Origin of the sequence: Pseudomonas sp. 2835 (genome assembly GCF_050435905.1) — a bacterium.
Lineage (GTDB): Bacteria > Pseudomonadota > Gammaproteobacteria > Pseudomonadales > Pseudomonadaceae > Aquipseudomonas.
Genome location: NZ_JBNDLE010000001.1, coordinates 351,422 through 367,080, shown reverse-complemented (window position 1 = coordinate 367,080; position 15,659 = coordinate 351,422). Strand labels below are relative to the sequence as shown.

The 15,659-nt window shown below is 61.3% G+C and carries 15 protein-coding genes; 7 read left to right on the top strand and 8 right to left on the bottom strand.

Annotated elements, in window-relative coordinates; translation table 11 throughout:
• The first annotated feature begins 430 nt into the window (after window positions 1–430).
• The gene (locus ABIE20_RS01380) at window positions 431–1,120 is read left to right on the top strand and encodes a hypothetical protein (RefSeq protein ID WP_429502162.1); all 690 of its coding nucleotides are present in this window, start codon (window positions 431–433) and stop codon (window positions 1,118–1,120) included.
• On the opposite strand, the gene ABIE20_RS01375 is transcribed toward ABIE20_RS01380, so the two are convergent.
• Window positions 1,104–2,570 carry a glycosyl hydrolase family 18 protein gene (locus tag ABIE20_RS01375; protein ID WP_429502160.1) on the bottom strand — a complete coding sequence of 489 codons (1,467 nt, stop codon included), beginning with the start codon at window positions 2,568–2,570 and terminating at the stop codon, window positions 1,104–1,106. The genes ABIE20_RS01380 and ABIE20_RS01375 overlap by 17 nt on opposite strands.
• A 126-nt stretch (window positions 2,571–2,696) precedes the next feature.
• Entirely contained in the window at window positions 2,697–3,698 is a 1,002-nt protein-coding gene (locus ABIE20_RS01370; RefSeq protein WP_429502158.1) for a zinc-dependent alcohol dehydrogenase family protein, read from the bottom strand.
• Between the two features lie 118 nt (window positions 3,699–3,816).
• Between ABIE20_RS01370 and ABIE20_RS01365 the strand changes: the two genes are divergently transcribed.
• Window positions 3,817–4,218, top strand: a complete 402-nt coding sequence (locus tag ABIE20_RS01365; RefSeq protein WP_429502156.1) for a winged helix-turn-helix transcriptional regulator — start codon at window positions 3,817–3,819, stop codon at window positions 4,216–4,218.
• 140 nt (window positions 4,219–4,358) lie between these two features.
• On the opposite strand, the gene ABIE20_RS01360 is transcribed toward ABIE20_RS01365, so the two are convergent.
• The 4 genes from ABIE20_RS01360 to ABIE20_RS01345 all read right to left on the bottom strand — a co-directional run bounded on the left by ABIE20_RS01360 (window position 4,359) and on the right by ABIE20_RS01345 (window position 8,928).
• Window positions 4,359–6,806 carry a TonB-dependent siderophore receptor gene (locus ABIE20_RS01360; RefSeq protein ID WP_429502154.1) on the bottom strand — a complete coding sequence of 816 codons (2,448 nt, stop codon included), beginning with the start codon at window positions 6,804–6,806 and terminating at the stop codon, window positions 4,359–4,361.
• A 60-nt stretch (window positions 6,807–6,866) separates the two neighbouring features.
• On the bottom strand, window positions 6,867–7,715 hold the full coding sequence (locus tag ABIE20_RS01355) for a FecR family protein (RefSeq protein ID WP_429502152.1): 849 nt from the start codon (window positions 7,713–7,715) through the stop codon (window positions 6,867–6,869).
• Window positions 7,712–8,233 carry an RNA polymerase sigma factor gene (locus ABIE20_RS01350; protein ID WP_429502150.1) on the bottom strand — a complete coding sequence of 174 codons (522 nt, stop codon included), beginning with the start codon at window positions 8,231–8,233 and terminating at the stop codon, window positions 7,712–7,714. The genes ABIE20_RS01355 and ABIE20_RS01350 overlap by 4 nt, the downstream gene beginning before the upstream one ends.
• Window positions 8,234–8,496: 263 nt before the next feature.
• A complete protein-coding gene (locus tag ABIE20_RS01345) occupies window positions 8,497–8,928 on the bottom strand; it encodes a nuclear transport factor 2 family protein (RefSeq protein WP_429502148.1) in 432 nt (143 codons plus the stop codon).
• Window positions 8,929–9,136: 208 nt separating this feature from the next.
• Here ABIE20_RS01345 and ABIE20_RS01340 point away from each other — a divergent pair, with 208 nt between their 5' ends.
• The gene (locus ABIE20_RS01340) at window positions 9,137–9,838 is read left to right on the top strand and encodes an EthD domain-containing protein (protein WP_429502146.1); all 702 of its coding nucleotides are present in this window, start codon (window positions 9,137–9,139) and stop codon (window positions 9,836–9,838) included.
• Here ABIE20_RS01340 and ABIE20_RS01335 read toward each other — a convergent pair.
• The gene (locus ABIE20_RS01335; RefSeq protein ID WP_429502144.1) at window positions 9,835–10,311 is read right to left on the bottom strand and encodes a nuclear transport factor 2 family protein; all 477 of its coding nucleotides are present in this window, start codon (window positions 10,309–10,311) and stop codon (window positions 9,835–9,837) included. The genes ABIE20_RS01340 and ABIE20_RS01335 overlap by 4 nt on opposite strands.
• Before the next feature lie 105 nt (window positions 10,312–10,416).
• Here ABIE20_RS01335 and ABIE20_RS01330 point away from each other — a divergent pair, with 105 nt between their 5' ends.
• Window positions 10,417–12,270, top strand: coding sequence for an ABC transporter ATP-binding protein (locus ABIE20_RS01330; RefSeq protein ID WP_429502142.1), 1,854 nt, complete (start codon window positions 10,417–10,419; stop codon window positions 12,268–12,270).
• A 167-nt stretch (window positions 12,271–12,437) separates the two neighbouring features.
• Here ABIE20_RS01330 and ABIE20_RS01325 read toward each other — a convergent pair whose 3' ends face one another.
• A complete protein-coding gene (locus ABIE20_RS01325; protein WP_429502140.1) occupies window positions 12,438–13,049 on the bottom strand; it encodes a dTMP kinase in 612 nt (203 codons plus the stop codon).
• Window positions 13,050–13,436: 387 nt separating this feature from the next.
• Here ABIE20_RS01325 and ABIE20_RS01320 point away from each other — a divergent pair, with 387 nt between their 5' ends.
• From ABIE20_RS01320 to ABIE20_RS01310, 3 genes are all read left to right on the top strand, one after another.
• The gene (locus ABIE20_RS01320; RefSeq protein WP_429502139.1) at window positions 13,437–13,739 is read left to right on the top strand and encodes a DUF6124 family protein; all 303 of its coding nucleotides are present in this window, start codon (window positions 13,437–13,439) and stop codon (window positions 13,737–13,739) included.
• A 109-nt stretch (window positions 13,740–13,848) separates the two neighbouring features.
• Window positions 13,849–14,880: a hypothetical protein gene (locus tag ABIE20_RS01315; RefSeq protein WP_429502137.1), complete on the top strand. Its 1,032-nt coding sequence runs from the start codon at window positions 13,849–13,851 to the stop codon at window positions 14,878–14,880.
• Between the two features lie 41 nt (window positions 14,881–14,921).
• Complete coding sequence (locus ABIE20_RS01310; RefSeq protein WP_429502135.1) at window positions 14,922–15,647, top strand: hypothetical protein; 726 nt, start codon at window positions 14,922–14,924, stop codon at window positions 15,645–15,647.
• Window positions 15,648–15,659: the final 12 nt, after the last annotated feature.

Genomic DNA, 15,659 nt, shown 5'->3' with positions numbered 1-15,659 from the left:
CGGCGCATTCTCTAAGAAAAAATCCTACCTCCACTCATAAATAAGATTCGTCTGACACCCATGACCAATAGTGGCGCGTAAGCTCCTGTTTTGCAGGCAGTGATCAGCTGATTGCTGCCTTCTAGCTTCTAGCTTCTAGCTTGGAAGCGTGCCCACAGATATGCCTAATGAACCGAAGATAGCGAGGCCTCTATCCTTCAGTATCGCGTCGGTAGCTTACCCGTACAAAAGTCCTGAACAACCCTGCGCCGGATTTTGGGTTCAGCCTGTTTTACCAAGCTTCAACCCAGCACACTCCGCCTGACAGTACCTCGTCGCCTAGCAACACGGTGGCTAAAGTCTATACCCAACGCTGTCTACAAATTGCTGTTTCGTTTACACCAGCCACGCCCCCTCCCCGAATAACTTGGGCGGTCGAGATGTATGGTAATTGGCCCCGCCGTCTATCGACAGCAAGGGCGTCGCACTCGGAATCGATTTAAGGCCGAAAGCCATCCCCACGAGTGAGCACTTCAAAATCTTGTCTCTCGGCGTGCGTTTATCCAGCTTCTACAGTTCGTTTTGGTCTACGTCTAATTTTCACTCGCCTCAGGTATTCTTATTTAACCAGCCAGACAACTTCGACATTAGTGTGCCGGCCGACGACCTCGATCAAATTAGAACGGCTATCACTAAGGAAACTTCCAGCATCAAAACGAAGGTGGTGACAAATCGACAACCATACGGTCACCCGCTCAACAAACCCAGGGTTTATTGGCAAAACTACGAATCTACAAAAAATACGCAGCCAAATCATCTATTAGCCTACATCGATGTTGACCTTACAGCTGAGAGAATACATATCAAAGGCGCCGATTCTGAGGTTAATGTCGCCACTCTTTTAGACTTGTCTCAGGCTAATGACTACGAACGTACCATGGAATGGTCGATCTACGACCACTTCACCCTGGTGGCGCCTTCCGGCCAGGTACTGATCGGCGCGCTGTGGCCAGAATCGCCGTTGCATGAAGGGATCAACTTCAAGCCCGAAGGCCTGGTGTTCAAGCTGGTCAACCACAATGGCCCGGGAAAGCCCGGCATCACGCCGGGCTTCACCTTCCCCTCTAAGCTCGCCGCTTGATCGCCACCTTCGCCCACAGCGTAAACGCCACTGGTGGTGTCCAGCCTGAGTTTGATACGTGCTCTTGCAGGCACACGTAATTATTGCCTTCGTAACTCACGCCATCCTCCTTGCGATACCGTTGGTTCAACTGCCACTCGGGGAACGCTGGATCGGTGATGTCTCCCGCCGTTCGAATGCTCAGGTTCTTGCTCGGAAGCGACTGATTCCCCTGAGCGTCTGTTGCGGTGACAAAGTAGCTGTACTGAGTGTTCGCTGTCAGGCCGGCGTCCTTCAGCGTTAAGGCTGGCGTATTGCCTATCGCAGCCCCGTCCCGGTATAGCGTGTATGTCTCGATCGGCCGAGGGCCGCTTGAAGCCCCCCAACTCAAGGTCATACTGATTTCGGTGACGTCCCTGGCCGACAGGTTCGCCGGAGCCGTTGGCCGGTCACCAGGCTGCGATTCGCCGTGAATCAACGGTGCGTAGCGATCGTAGAACTCCCAGTTGTAGGCAACATTGTCCCGGGTAACGCCGTCGTCCCAGTTGATAGACCAGGTCATCAGCCCCTTGATGGAATGGCCAGCAGCGTCGAGACGCTTGAATGCATTGACAACGGCCGCAGGATCTATCACATAGCCAGTGGCGGCAGCGTCATTATTGGCCGGTAAGCCAATGACGAATTTATCTGCGGGAATGGCGATGTAATCCCGAGTGCCGGTCACCAGGCTTTCGGTCAGGTAGTAGAGGAAATCCTCTTTCATCTTGTCATCGCCCTGGGCAATCCAGGCCCCTTTACCACCGTTGGCCTCTTGTACCCAGACCCCATCGCCACCCTGGTTGTAATACTGCGGCGCGATGAAATCGTAGTAGCCCTCAAGGGCCTGAATGTAGCCAACGTACTTGCCATTAACCCTGAGGTAGGGAAACTCGGGTGCCATGCTGATGATGAAATGTTTTCCTTCGTCCTTGTAGTGATCCTTCACCAGTTTCAAGGCCGCCGGCAACACCGTCTTGTTGTCAGCATAATCAATCGCGCTTTGCTCCAGGTCGATATCCAGCCCGTCAAAGCCGTAGACTTCAACCAGGCGAATGATTTCATTCGCCAGTGGCTGCTCATCGCCCTTGTGCAACTCAATATGAGCGTCGGCGCCGCCCAATGAGATCAGCACCGCCCTCCCCTGGTTGTTGAGCACGCCGACCTGACGGCGAAACTCATCGTCGGAGAGGTTGTAAGGCCTGAAGGTAGGAATACCTTGGCCTTTCATGAAAGCCACAGCAACAACGTTGTAGTCCTTGGGTACATCCACCAGATTCAGATTGGCAAAGTGCCCACCTTGATAACCGTCACTATGGCCGGCTTGCCAGTTATGCCAGAACCCCATGAGGATTTTTTTATTGGCAATGCTCGGCATCAATGATGCTGAATCATTGACGTTGGACTTCTGCGATGAAAAATCAATTTTAGACATTGTTCTATTCCCTCAGAACTTTATTAAGGGCCGTACATGGCCCGGCTGATCTGCTCCCAGGAGGAGCACTCTGAGGCTAGCGCAAGGTGTTGGATTTGCCACCACGGAGCGTCTGGCAGGAGGACGTTACTCGATATCGATGACAACCTTACCCACGGCCTTACCCGAACCCTGCAACACCTGCGCATCCTGGGCTTGGGCCAACCCAAAACGGTGAGGGTCCATCAGCGGTTTGAGCTTGCCCTCTTCTGCAAGCCGCGTCGCATGCCGCAGGATTTGCCCATGGTGCGCGCGCCCTTCGCCGCTGAGCATGGGCAAAAGCACGAATATGCCTGACAGCGTCACGCAACGCAGGGAGCCAGGGGCCAGGTTGTGGGAGGCGAAAGCAAAACAACTGGCGACATGGCCATAGGCTTTGGCCGCAACCAGGGAGTCGTCCAGGCTCTGTCCGCCCACGGTGTCATACACGATGTCGAAGCCTTTGCCTTCAGTGAACTCCGCAACGTATTGCTCGACGGTTCTGGCGTTGTAATCAATAGGCGTAGCGCCAAACGATGCGACGATTGCCTGCTTGCCGGCGGACGCTGTCGCGTACACCTCAGCGCCGTGTGCGGCGGCAATCTGGATTGCTACATGGCCGACTCCGCCAGCGCCGCCTTGCACCAATACTCGCTGGCCGGGCTGGACAGCGGCGCGATCGACCATGCCTTCCCAGGCGGTCAAAAATACCAGCGGAAGTGCCGCGGCTTCGCGCATGCTCAGGTTCTTCGGTTTCAATGCCAGCAGCGCAGCGTCGACCGCAGCATATTCGGCCAGCGAGCCCTGCAGCCCGCGAACGCCTCCGGTGAGTCCGTAAACCTCATCGCCGACGTTGAAGGCCGTCACCTCCGGCCCGGTTTCAACCACGACGCCTGCAAGGTCGGTACCGAGAATCGCGGGCAACTCCGGCATGGCGTAGGGGGCAAGCCCCAGACGAATCATGTTGTCGATGGGGTTAACGCCGCTGGCTGCAATGCGCACGAGTACTTCACCCGCCCGTGGCGACGGGCGCTGTACGGTTTGCTCCAGCAATGTTCCGCTCGCGTAGTCGTCTAGCACCATGGCTCGCATTGTCGACTGGCTGCTCATTCTGATCTCCTTAGAGGTTGTTTACAGTGTGTAATTCAGGGATTAGGGTTAGCTTGAGCCTTTAGGTATCATCTGTCGATTAGGCACTTTTTTGAAACGTAGGCACCCAATGGTAACCATGACGACACCCACTGTTCGCGATCCCGGTATTCCCATGGTGGTCTGTGAGCAATGCCCACCTCGTAGAATTCACGCGCTATTGGCGCCGAAATGGTCGTCCATGGTGATTTATGTGCTGAGTTTCGGCTCGATGCGCACAGGCCAGCTTCAGCGCACGATGCCGGGAATTTCAAAGAAGATGCTTACCCAGACCCTGCGCGAGCTGGAGAGTGATGGTTTGCTCGCGCGCAAGGTGCACCAGGTGGTGCCGCCCATGGTCGAGTATTCACTGACCGAGGTGGGGCACAGATTTGTCGAGCCGCTGATGGCGCTCTATGAGTGGGCGGAAGATAACGCCGAGCTGCTGGATGAGATTGAAGCCAATCGGGCGGCTGCGGGTGGCAATTTAAAGGTCGGCTAAAGCCACACCACCTCACTGGCGCAAAACCGGCACCTTGCTGCAAAGCGCCTGCTACTTTGCCCCTGCATCCCTTGAAGCGTGACTGTCAGCAAGCGGCGCAGCCCGAAAGTTTTCGGGCTGCGCCGCTTGCCAACGAACCACTACCACTGATGCGTATAACTGGCCGTCAACACCGTCCCCGGCGCCGGCAGGTGGCTGGTGTTGTTGCTGTTGCGCATCAGCTGGCTGTACAGCGGGTAGTAATCGCGGTTGAACAGGTTCTGGATACCGACGCTGACCTGATCGTCGGCGGTCACCTGGTACTGGCTGATCAGGTCGACCGTGGTGTAGCCATCGACCTTGCGCCGACCGAAGCTGGCAACGCCATCCAGGCGATAGTCATCGCCGTCAAAATAGGTGGCTTGCACGCGGTTGCTCCACACCTCGCTGGGCTTGAACTGCACATAGGCGGTCAGTTTCAGCGGCGGGATGCGGTAGCCGGTCATGTCTTGCCAGTCGCCGCCGTCCGGCTGCTCGCGGCCTTTCATCCAGGTAAAGCTGCCACCGGCGCCCCAACGCTCATCGCCGGTCAGCCAGTCGGCACTGCCTTCCACGCCATAGATGCGCTCCTTGGTGCGGGTGAGGATCAGACCGTTGTTGAAGCTCTGCACATCGCCCAGCTTGGAGGTGGTGTAGAACACCGCCAACGACGCCAGGGTCTGCTCGCCCACGGCGCCGCGCCAGCCCAGCTCGTAGTTGTTGGTTTTCACCGGCTCCAGGTTCGACGAATCGATATCAAAGCCGCGCCGGGCATTGCGCAGTTGCACGCCAATATCGGGCAGCTGGAAACCCTGGCTGAACGCCGCATAGAGCTCCTGGCCGGCCACCGGTGAGTAGGTGACGCTGAGGTTGGACAGCACCGAGTCGTAGTGCACCTCGCCACCCTGCACCGTGGCCGGCTGGGCGGCGGCCGATTCCGACAGCGGGATGAAGTCATCGTACTCGGCGGTGGCGTACTCGTAGCGCACGCCGCCTTCCATCGACCAGTGCTCATTGAACTTGTGCTGCAACTGGGCAAAGCCACCGACACTGCGCGAGGTCAGGTCGGGCATGTAGGTCAGCTTGCCGATCTTGTCGAACACCCGGCCGCCGCTGGCGTCGTACACCTGCGGGTCGAAGATGTCGATCGGCATGTCGCTGCGTTCCTGGTTGAAGTCGCCGCCCCACAGCAGCTCGGTCGTGCCCGCGCTGCCGATCGGGGTGCGCAGGGTCACGCGGCTGCCGAATACTTCGCTGTTCTGCATCACCTGGTCGACATTGCGCCCGCGGGTGGCCACCGCCCGCGCATCAAACGGCGTGAAGCGGGTGAAGTAGTCGCGGTAGTAAAGCTGCGCATTGAGCGTGCCGCCGAGGATGTCGGTGTGGGCGTATTCAAGGTTGAGCAAGGTGTTCTTGATCTGGTTCTGCTCATCCAGCGACAGCCCCGACAGCGGCCTTGCCGGCACCGAACCTGGCGGTAACCGTGCAACCGAGGGGTCGGAGGTGTAGTCGGAGTTCTGCTCGGCGTTGTAGTGGCTGGCCGACAGCTGGATGCGCTGCACATCGTCGATGCGCAAGCCCAGTTTGCCGCCGATGTTGTAGGTGTTGGAGTCAAACAGGTCGCCCTGGCTCGGCTCGGGCGCTATACGGTGGCCTTTGGCGTCATAGGAGGCGCCAATGTGCCGGGCGCCAAAATCCAGGGCGTAATCGACCTGGCCCTGGGCGCCCGACAGGTGATGCTGCAACTGCCCGCCGAGGCCGTCGCTGTCTAACTGGCTCAGTGGCGATACGGCGCTGAGGGTGGTTTGCGCACGCGGCTCGCCGCCGGCCGGGCGGGTGGTGATGGAGATGATCCCGCCGGTGGCCCCCGCACCATAAATGGCGCTGCTGCCACGAATCACTTCGATGCGCTCGATCAGCGCCGGGTCGATGTTGGCCAGGTTGCGCGAGGAATCGCGGTTGGTGTTCAGCGGTACGCCGTCGACCAGCACCAGCATCGTCCGCCCACGCAGCGTCTGCCCGTAGTCGGTGATGGTGCGGCTGGAGTCCGCCATGCCGGGGATGCTTTTCGCCAGCAGGGTGGCCAGGCCATCAGAGCCTTGGCGCAACTGCTGCAGTTGTTCACGCTCGATGACATTGACCTGCCGGGCTTGCGGCACCAGGTCGCTGTTCAGGCGCGACGAGCTGATCTCCAGGCTGGCCAGTTCCACTGCAGCCGAATCGCTGGCGGGCGCTTCGTTAACAGCTGAAGTGGCGACCGGCAGCACCAGGTAGGTATGTTCGTCGCGCTCCTGGGCGGTCAGCCCGCTCTTGCCCAGCAGCCGCTGCAGTGCTTGCTGCAAGGTGTAGCGCCCGCGCAGCGCAGGTGCGCTCTTGCCGGCAGTGATGTCGCTGGCAAAGAGGATCTGCGCCGAGGATTGGCGGGCGACGGCGTTCAGGGATGTTTCCAGCGAGCTGGCGGGCACATCGAAATCGACCGGTGCCGATTGCGCCAGCGACCACTGGCTCAGCAGCAGGCCGCTGGCCAGCAAAGACAGGCGCACAGGCGCACGCAGGAAGGGCTGACTCACGTTTTTATGCTCCACAAAGTAAGGTTGCAGAGAGATAGCCGTCAGCAAAGCCGCGCAACCCTACCTCTGGCGCAGATTATTTTTCGTGTCGCGGGATTTGATCAGCACCGCGCCATCAGCCGCGGTTGCAACGCTGACCGGCAGGATTGCCGGCAACAGCGCCAGCAGACGCTCGACATGCGCGCTGTCGAACACCCCGGATACCGGCAAGCGGGCCATGCCCGGGTCGATCAGCCTGATCGGCTGGCGGTGATAGCGCTGCAGCGTGCCGATCACCTCGGCCAGCGGCGTGCTTGCAAACACCAGGCGGTTGTCTTTCCAGGCCGTGACATCATCGGCGCTGACCCGGGTCATCGGGCCGGCGATGCCATCGCGCACGCGCAGTTGCTGGCCAGGTTCGAGCAACGTCACCGCCTCGGTGGCACGCCCGCGCACCGCGACCTTGCCTTCGGCCACGGTCACCTGCACGTCTTGCCCGTTGCGGTTGACGTTGAAGCGGGTGCCGACCACCCGCACCCCTGCCCCGCCGGCATCGACCAGAAACGGCCGGTAGACCCTCGGCGACACCTGGAACAGCGCCTGCCCCCGTTGCAGCTCGACCTGACGGGTGCGCAGGTGCCAGCTGATGGTCAGCTCGCTGTCGCTGTCGAGCAGCACCTGGCTACCATCGGCCAGCTGCAGGGCCTGGCGCTGGCCGACCTGGCTGGCGATATGTTGAGTTTGATACGCAGGGTCCAACCACAGCGCGCCAGCCGCCAGGGCCAGCACAACCAGCCCGAGGGTTTTGCCGGTGGCGCGCTTGCGCTTGGCGGGTGTTGGCGCCGGCAGCGGGAATCGCTGCTTGAGCTCCTCGCGAAAACGCGCCAGGGCTTCGTCTTCTTCGCGGTAGTCCTGGGGCTTGCGGCTCATGGTTGCAGCTCCGAGGCCAGGTGTTTGCGGCACGCACTCATGCCCAGGCGCAGGTGCTTTTCTACAGTCTTGAGCGAGATGCCCAGGCGTTCGGCCACTTGCGCTTGCGGCAGTTCGTGCAGTTTGTGCATGACGAACACCGCCTGGCAGCGCGCCGGCAAGTTGGCAATCGCATCGGTCAGCAGCGCCAGGGTGCGTTCAGCGTCAAGATGGCGTTCCTGGCTTGGGGCGCCACTGGCGACCTCAGGCAAGGCATCAACGCCGATTATCCAGCCCTGGCGACGGTGCTCGCTACGGTAGCGGCTAACCGCAATGTCGTGGGCGATCTTGCGCAACAACGCCACCGGCGTGCGCACGTCCTGTTTTTCGTCCTTTTCCAGCAACTGCAGGCACAAGTCATGCACCACTTCACGGGCGAACACCCGCTCGCCAAAACGTCGGCGCACATGGTCCACCAGTTCGTCATAATGACGGACCAAGGTTGCCAGGAGTGTGGGTTTGCTGGGCTCGACCTGCACGATGACCTGCGCGAAGGGAATGCCAAGGGAGGCGTGGCCGCGCAGTATAAATGCGAATACTTTACATTTAAAGCAAATACCGCATTCACGCCTCCAGGCCCTTGACTAGGGTTTGTACGAAAAGTCGCCGAGCGGCGATCAGGCAAGGCGAAAACAGGCGAGGAACGGCCGGGGTCGCGCACGACTTTACGAGTTGTAAATGAGCATTCCGAGCCTGTTTTCAACGCAGCATGATCGTCGCGCAGGCACTTTTCGTACAAAGCCTAGCCCTCTACCCGCGAATGAGCGCTGAAGCAGGTCTCGATCATCTTCCACTGCCCATCGATGCACCGGTAACGATCCTGGTAGATGCCACCCAGTTGCCGCGTGGCGCCGCTCTCACCATCCAGGTTGAAGTAGTACAGGGCCCAGCGGCCCTGGGCCTGGTCGTCACCGGTCAGGTGTATTTCCGGGTTGGCGCCGTGATGCAGGTCGATCACCCGCGCGTTGCACGCCAGTTGCTGATAGAGCGCGACGAAACTGTCGCGATCGCGAAACGTCCCCACCGGGCCGTAGTCGATGAGGATCTCGCCTTCGGCAAAGCAGTCGCGGATGACCTCCACCTGCTTGAGGTCGCAGGCGTTGAAATAGCGGTGCTTGAGCTGGCGAATGGCGTCAAGCGCCTCCAGGCGGGCAATGCGGTGTTCCAGGCTCATTCGGCTGACCTCACAAGTGGGTGTGGCTTGAGTCTATCGAGCCGCAGGCGGGTGCTGATCGTCCGTTGGGACTAGCTGTGGCAAAGCGTTTGAACAGGGGCCAGCGCTAGTCTGTTCGGAGGATTCCGTGGTTTCGCGTTGCCCCCAGCATGGCTTTGGGTCGATACCCCGCCCGTTCATTGACCAACTGCGAAGGACCTTGATCGCCATGGAAAAAGTCATCTACCTGCTCTGGCGCGACACCCAGACCCCGCGCGAAACCTTTGCCCGGCAACTGCGCTGCGAAGTTGCCGCGCAACTGCAGGCGCTGGGTGCGCAAAGGCTGCAACTCAACCTGGCCGACAGCGACGTCGACGCGGCGGCAGGCCTGCGCCAGGAGAACAACCGGCCACTGCCGCACGCCTGCCTGTCGCTGTGGCTGGACAGCGCCAACGCCAGTGCCAGGCAGCCGTTCGACCGGCTCGTCACGGCGGCAACCGCGCGTATGGCGGCCTATCTGGTGTGTGAGTCCGAGGCCATCGCTAACACACGCTTTGCTTGCGCGCCGGGCGAGCGAACCTACGGTTTTGCGCAAGTAGCCCTGCTGACCCGCCCTCCTCGCCTGACCCCGCAAGCCTGGCTGGACATCTGGCGCAACCACCACACGGCAGTGGCCATCGACACCCAGGACAACTTCCAGTACGTGCAGAACCTGGTGGTGCAGGTGCTGACCCACGGCGCCCCGCCGATCGACGCCATCGTCGAAGAGTGCTTCCCGCCGGCGGCGATGACCGACCCTCAAGCCTTCTTCGACGCGGTCGGCGACGAGGCGAAGTTCCAGCGCAACCTGGCAATCATGATGGACAGCTGCGCACGCTTTATCGATTTCGACAAGATCGACGTGCTGCCCACCAGTCAATATCGCCTCTAGGGCCGGTCAAACAGGTTGGCCGTGACCTTGAGCTGCGCAGGTATCGGTGAGGTCACGGTTTCAAACAGGCGCTGGTAGCTTGTGGCAACGATCAACCAGCGCCCGTCACGCTTGACGTAGGCATCCTGGTACAGCGCCGTGCCGTGCAGCAGCCAGTCGCCCTCAAGGTCGATGGCGTGATCTTCCAGGTACCAGCTGCCACGCGCGGTGTCGGCCCCGAGGATTTCGATCTGCGGATGGTGCCCGTGGTGTTTGCACAGGAACGTCGGCCGGTCGAGTATCGCCTTGAGCCCGTCAATAAAGGCTGCCCGGCTGTCGAAGCTGTATTTGCCGCCGTCCAGGGCGGTGGTCAGGTCTTCGGCAAGGCACCCCTCCAGTGCCGCCCAGTCATGGCAATCAACCGCAAGAAAGTAACGGTACTTGAGCTGCTTGATGTGCTCGATCTCGACAAGGTCGTCCAAAGTAAGGGCCATCAGTGGTACTCCTGGGGGTGGGGAGGCATCGGCACAGGATAGGTCGATGCCCACTGATGTCATCGTCCGGCTAGACTACAGGGCTACACGTTTTCGGAAGCCACCATGCTGCAGATCTTTGAACGCCGCCTCGACCCCTTCCCGCCCGACGAAGTACCACCGCCACCGGTAGGCCTGTTGCGCTTTCTGTGGGCCTGCACCCGTGGCGCGCGCGGCTATGTGCTTGCGCTCGCGCTGCTCAGTGCCAGTGTGTCGATCTACGAAGCCTGGTTGTTCGCCTTTCTCGGCCAGGTGGTCGACCTGCTCTCGACCTGGCAGGCCGGTGGCGCCACCGACGGCGAGGAACGGCGCGTGCTGTGGGGCATCGGTATCGTGCTGTTGACCAGCATCGGCCTGGTGGCGCTGCGCACCATGGTCCAGCACCAGGTACTGGCGATCAACCTGCCGCTGCGCCTGCGCTGGGACTTCCACCGGTTGATGTTGCGCCAGAGCCTGTCGTTCTTTTCCGATGAATTCTCTGGGCGGGTGACCACCAAGGTGATGCAGACCGCCCTCGCCGTGCGCGAGGTGCTGTTCACCCTGATCGAGATCATCCCCGGCATCGGCGTGTACTTCATCGCCATCATCGCCCTGGCCGGTGGCTTCGCCCTTAAGCTGATGCTGCCTTTTATTGCCTGGGTCGCCTTGTTCGGCCTGGCCATGCTGTACTTCGTGCCGCGCCTGGGCAAGGTCGGGCAGGAGCAGGCCCATGCCCGCTCTTCAATGACCGGGCGTATCTCCGACGCCTACACCAACATCACCACGGTCAAGCTGTTCTCCCACTCCAAGCGTGAAGCGCACTTCGCCCGCGCGGCGATGGAAGATTTCAAGCAGACCGGCTTTCGCCAGATGCGCCTGGTCAGCCAGTTCGAAATCGTCAACCAGGCGCTGGTGGTGGCCTTGATCATCGGCGCCGGCGGCTACGCCCTGTGGTTGTGGCACCAGGGTGACGTCGGCACCGGCGCGGTGGCGGCGATTACCGCCATGGCCCTGCGCATCAATGGCATGTCGCACTGGATCATGTGGCAAATGACCGCGCTGTTCGAGAACATCGGCACCGTCCAGGACGGCATGGCCACCCTGACCCGCGGCCCCAAGGTGCAGGATGCGCCGAACGCCGGCGTGCTGCAGACCCGCGGCGGCGCGGTGAGTTTTGACAATGTCAGCTTTAACTACAACGGCGAGCGGCAGGTGCTCGATGGCCTCAACCTGAACATCCGCGCCGGCGAAAAGGTCGGCCTGGTGGGCCGCTCCGGCGCCGGCAAGTCGACGTTGATCAACCTGCTGTTGCGCTTCTACGACGTCGACAAGGGGGTGATCCGCATCGACGGCCAGAACATCGCCGAGGTCACCCAGGACAGCCTGCGCAGCGCCATCGGCATGGTCACCCAGGACACCTCCCTGCTGCACCGCTCCATCCGCGACAACATCGCCTATGGCCGCCCGGATGCCACTGACGCGCAAATCCGCGCGGCGGCCTACCACGCCCAGGCCGATGGTTTTATCAGCCAGCTGAGCGACAAGCAGGGCCATAGCGGCTACGACACCCTGGTCGGTGAGCGCGGCATCAAGCTCTCGGGCGGCCAGCGCCAACGCATTGCCATCGCCCGGGTGATGCTCAAGAACGCGCCGATCCTGCTGCTCGACGAGGCTACCAGCGCGCTGGATTCGGAAGTGGAAGTAGCAATCCAGGAAAGCCTCGGCGAAATGATGCAAGGCAAGACCGTCATCGCCATCGCCCACCGGCTCTCCACCATCGCGGCGATGGACCGGCTGATCGTCATGGACGAGGGGCGCATCATCGAGCAAGGCACCCACGCCGAACTGCTCGCGCGCAACGGCACCTACGCGCGGCTGTGGCAGCACCAGAGTGGCGGCTTTCTGGGTGAGGACCAGGGGCTGGTGCTGGCCGAGGAATAGCTGGCCGAGAAACAGTAGCCGTTGCTAGGGTCTGTATGAAAAGTCTTGAGACGCAGGTCAGGCAAGGCGAAAACAGCCGAGGAAGCGGAGTTTACGGGTTGTAAATGAGCATTCCGAGGCTGTTTTCAACGCTGCATGACCAAGTATCAAGGCTTTTCGTACAGAGCCTAGTGCAGGACTGCATAGATCGACGAAACCACCTGCCGGGTGGCTTCCTCGATCGTGCCTTCATTGCGGCACAGCACCCAACCGTTATCGGCAACCGCGCGCTCGAACGCCTGGGTACTCGCCACGTGCTCTTCGAGCCTGTGCATCACCGTGCTGTTCAGCCCGCGGTTGCGTGCCGCGGCCCTCGCCCACGACACTTGAGGGTCGGTGACCACCCCGACATGCAGGTCCGGCACCCGTACGTTGCGCTCCAGGTTCAACTGCAGAATCTCGGCAAACGGCACCAGGCGGCGAAACGCTGCATCGGACGGGTACCAGCGATCGATGAGGATGATGCTGTCGGCGGGCTGTTTAGTCAGCACATGCTCGGATATCCAGGTGCGGCTGTCGGCCAGGCGCTCGCACACGGCCAGTTCCAGATCCCGGCAGGGATTGCGCACCAGCTGGTTGACCAGGGCCATGGTTGCACCGCGAAAGGGATCGCTTTTTTTCTCGCACAGGCGGATCACCTTGTGCTTGTCGGCGCGCAGGGCTTTGGTCACGGCCTCCAGGAGCGTGGTCTTGCCGGTGCCCTTGGGCCCATCGAGGGAAACAAACAGCGGACGGTTCATGCTTCAAGCAACAATTGAGGGAGTGACGCGCACTCTACTGGTTTCTGCCGATCATTGGGCTTGCTCCCACAGTAAACAGCGACAAATCGCGACGCTGTAGGTGTTTTCTGTAAGACCGTTCTGAATCATACTTCCGCCGCCGTTGCGCTATTGTGCCGAGCCTTTTATGGCCCTAGGCTGCTGCCGTCGTTGGAAGATCAACGATCGGATTTAGCAGTCCGGAACATTCATATGAGGTCGACGGCACACCGCTGTTATGGCGGTTGTACGTGGGGCGCCTTCGGGTGCGCCGGGGTCCTCTATGACCGGTCTGCTAACCCGCGTACAGCTGCCACCCTTCGTTTAGCAGCGAAGCGTGGTTGCTCCACTCCTACATAGAGGTCAACCATGAAAAAGCCAGTCCCCGATCCCCCCAGCCTCGAACTGTCCACCGCAACCACCGCCAGCACCCCGTTTGGCAGCAATCACATGTTCACTGTTCGCGCCGGCATTCCCGCTGAAGAAGCGCTGCTGCATGCCTGCCAGTTGCTGAAATGCGCCGAGGCCACGGTCAGCGACGCGCTCGACCACCTGACGCTCAACGACCACTCCCTGGTGTACGGCGCCGGCCAGCACATCGAGACGGCGCGGGCGCTGATTGATGCCGTGCTTGATGGTGGGGGCGTGAACCGGGTCTTTAGCCCCCGCTAGACAGTGGGATCAGGGGCGAGTGGAGCAAGGGCAGCTATTGGTTCAATACCTCAGGAGCCAATCATTGGCTATGATGCCTGCCCGTCAGACAACTGGAAGTCCGATCCTCATGCTCAAGCCCCTGGCCCTGCTGACTCTCGCTGGTGCGTGTGGTTACGCCAGCGCCGCGCCCAGCGACCTTGCCGGCGTCTGGCAAGGCACGCTGGGCAAAGCGCCGATCACCGCCTGTTTCAACGCCGCCCCCGACCGCAACGGCAGCTACTACTACCAGCGTTTTCTCAGCCCCATCTCGCTTGGCCAGGAGATGGCCGGAGAACCCTGGGTGGAAGCCGGCAAGACCGGCTACTGGCAACTGGACGCGCCCGAGGGCGACAGGCTGAGCGGAACCTGGAGCAAGGCTGCGGGCAGCACGCCGTTGCCCCTGGCGCTGACCCGCACCAGCGCCGAAGGCTGTGGTGGCGACGCCTATAACGCGCCCATGGAGGCGGCCCCCCTGCCGGTAAAGGTCGAGAAAAAGACCTTCGGCACGCATGCCTATCAAGTGCGCACCCAAGGCGCCCAGGTCACCTTGAAGCTCAACGGCAATACCCCGGCCATCCATAAAATCAATCAACACCTGGCCCGCCTGGCCGCAAGCCCCGAAGGCCAGAACACATTCTTCAGCGAGCGCCGCGAATTCCTCGGCCGCAGCGGCTCCGCCGAGACAAGCGAGATCAGCGTCGAACCCACCTACTGGTCATCACAGTGGATCACCGTCAGGTTCTACCGCTGGAGCGCAGGCTATGGTCGCGGCGGCATCAGCTGGGGCCTGCACAGCTGGAACCTGCAAACCGGCGAAAGCGTCGACCCCTGGACCTGGATCGGTACGCGCTTTGCGTGGGACAGCCCCTACACCGGGCATGTCGAGCTGCCGAAAAAATTCGCCAGCTGGCTACAAACCCAGACCACGGCAGACAGCGACTGCCCGGATGTCGCCAGCTACAGCAGCTACGACCTGAGTTTCGACACCCAGGGCCTGCGCCTGGCCAACCAGCCCAGCGGCGATGGCTGTGATGTCGACCTGAGCTTCACCTGGCAACAACTGCAGCCGCTGCTCTCGGCGCAGGGTCGGGCCGCACTGCCGAGCTTGCAGGTGCCGTGACAGGTTCGCCAAACATAGACAACTCCCGAGGTAGCCAGTCAATGGACCCGACCCACACCCAGGCCCTGCAACAACTGCGCAGCGCCATCTCCATCGGCCTGCGCCATGCCCTGGCCTTGCTGGAGCGCTGCGCAGGCGACCCGCAGCAAGCCGCCGAGTGCTACAAGGCCGAGCTGCTGCAGGTGCTGGTGGACAAGTCCGGGCTGCCCGCCGATCAGGCCCGGGCGCACCTGCACAACGCAGGCTACGACCTGAACCGTGCCCTGAGCGCCATTGAAAATGCGCGCTTCGGCCTGACCCAGCGCATCCTGCGCAAGCATCACCGGGACAGGGCCCAGGCCCTGAACCTGATTGCCCAGGCGCTGGAAACCGCCGCGCAACTGCCGCGCCAGTACTGGCTGGACTTCGCGCAGCTGGAGCAACTGCCCCCGGCCACGCGCTGTTTCATGGTGCTGCACGAATGGCTGGCCTTCGAGGACTGGGAGGGTTTTGACTGTGCCCTGTACTTTCACCTGCCGCAGGCCATCGCCCAGTTCAGGCATCTGCAACGGGATGCCCTGGCGGACACCCTGGTACAGGCCGACCAGCGCCAACAACAGCTGCGGGCAGCCCACGGCGGGAGCGAAGGCGCGGTCGAGCTCGCTGCGCGGGTCAACCAGGACGCCTTGTTCACTGCCTGCCACAAGCGCTTCACCGAGCAGCGCCCGCAGCTCGACGAGTGCCTGTACGCGTGGATAGAGCGCCATGTCGAGCAGTTTCCCGCCTGAGCCACGGGCCGC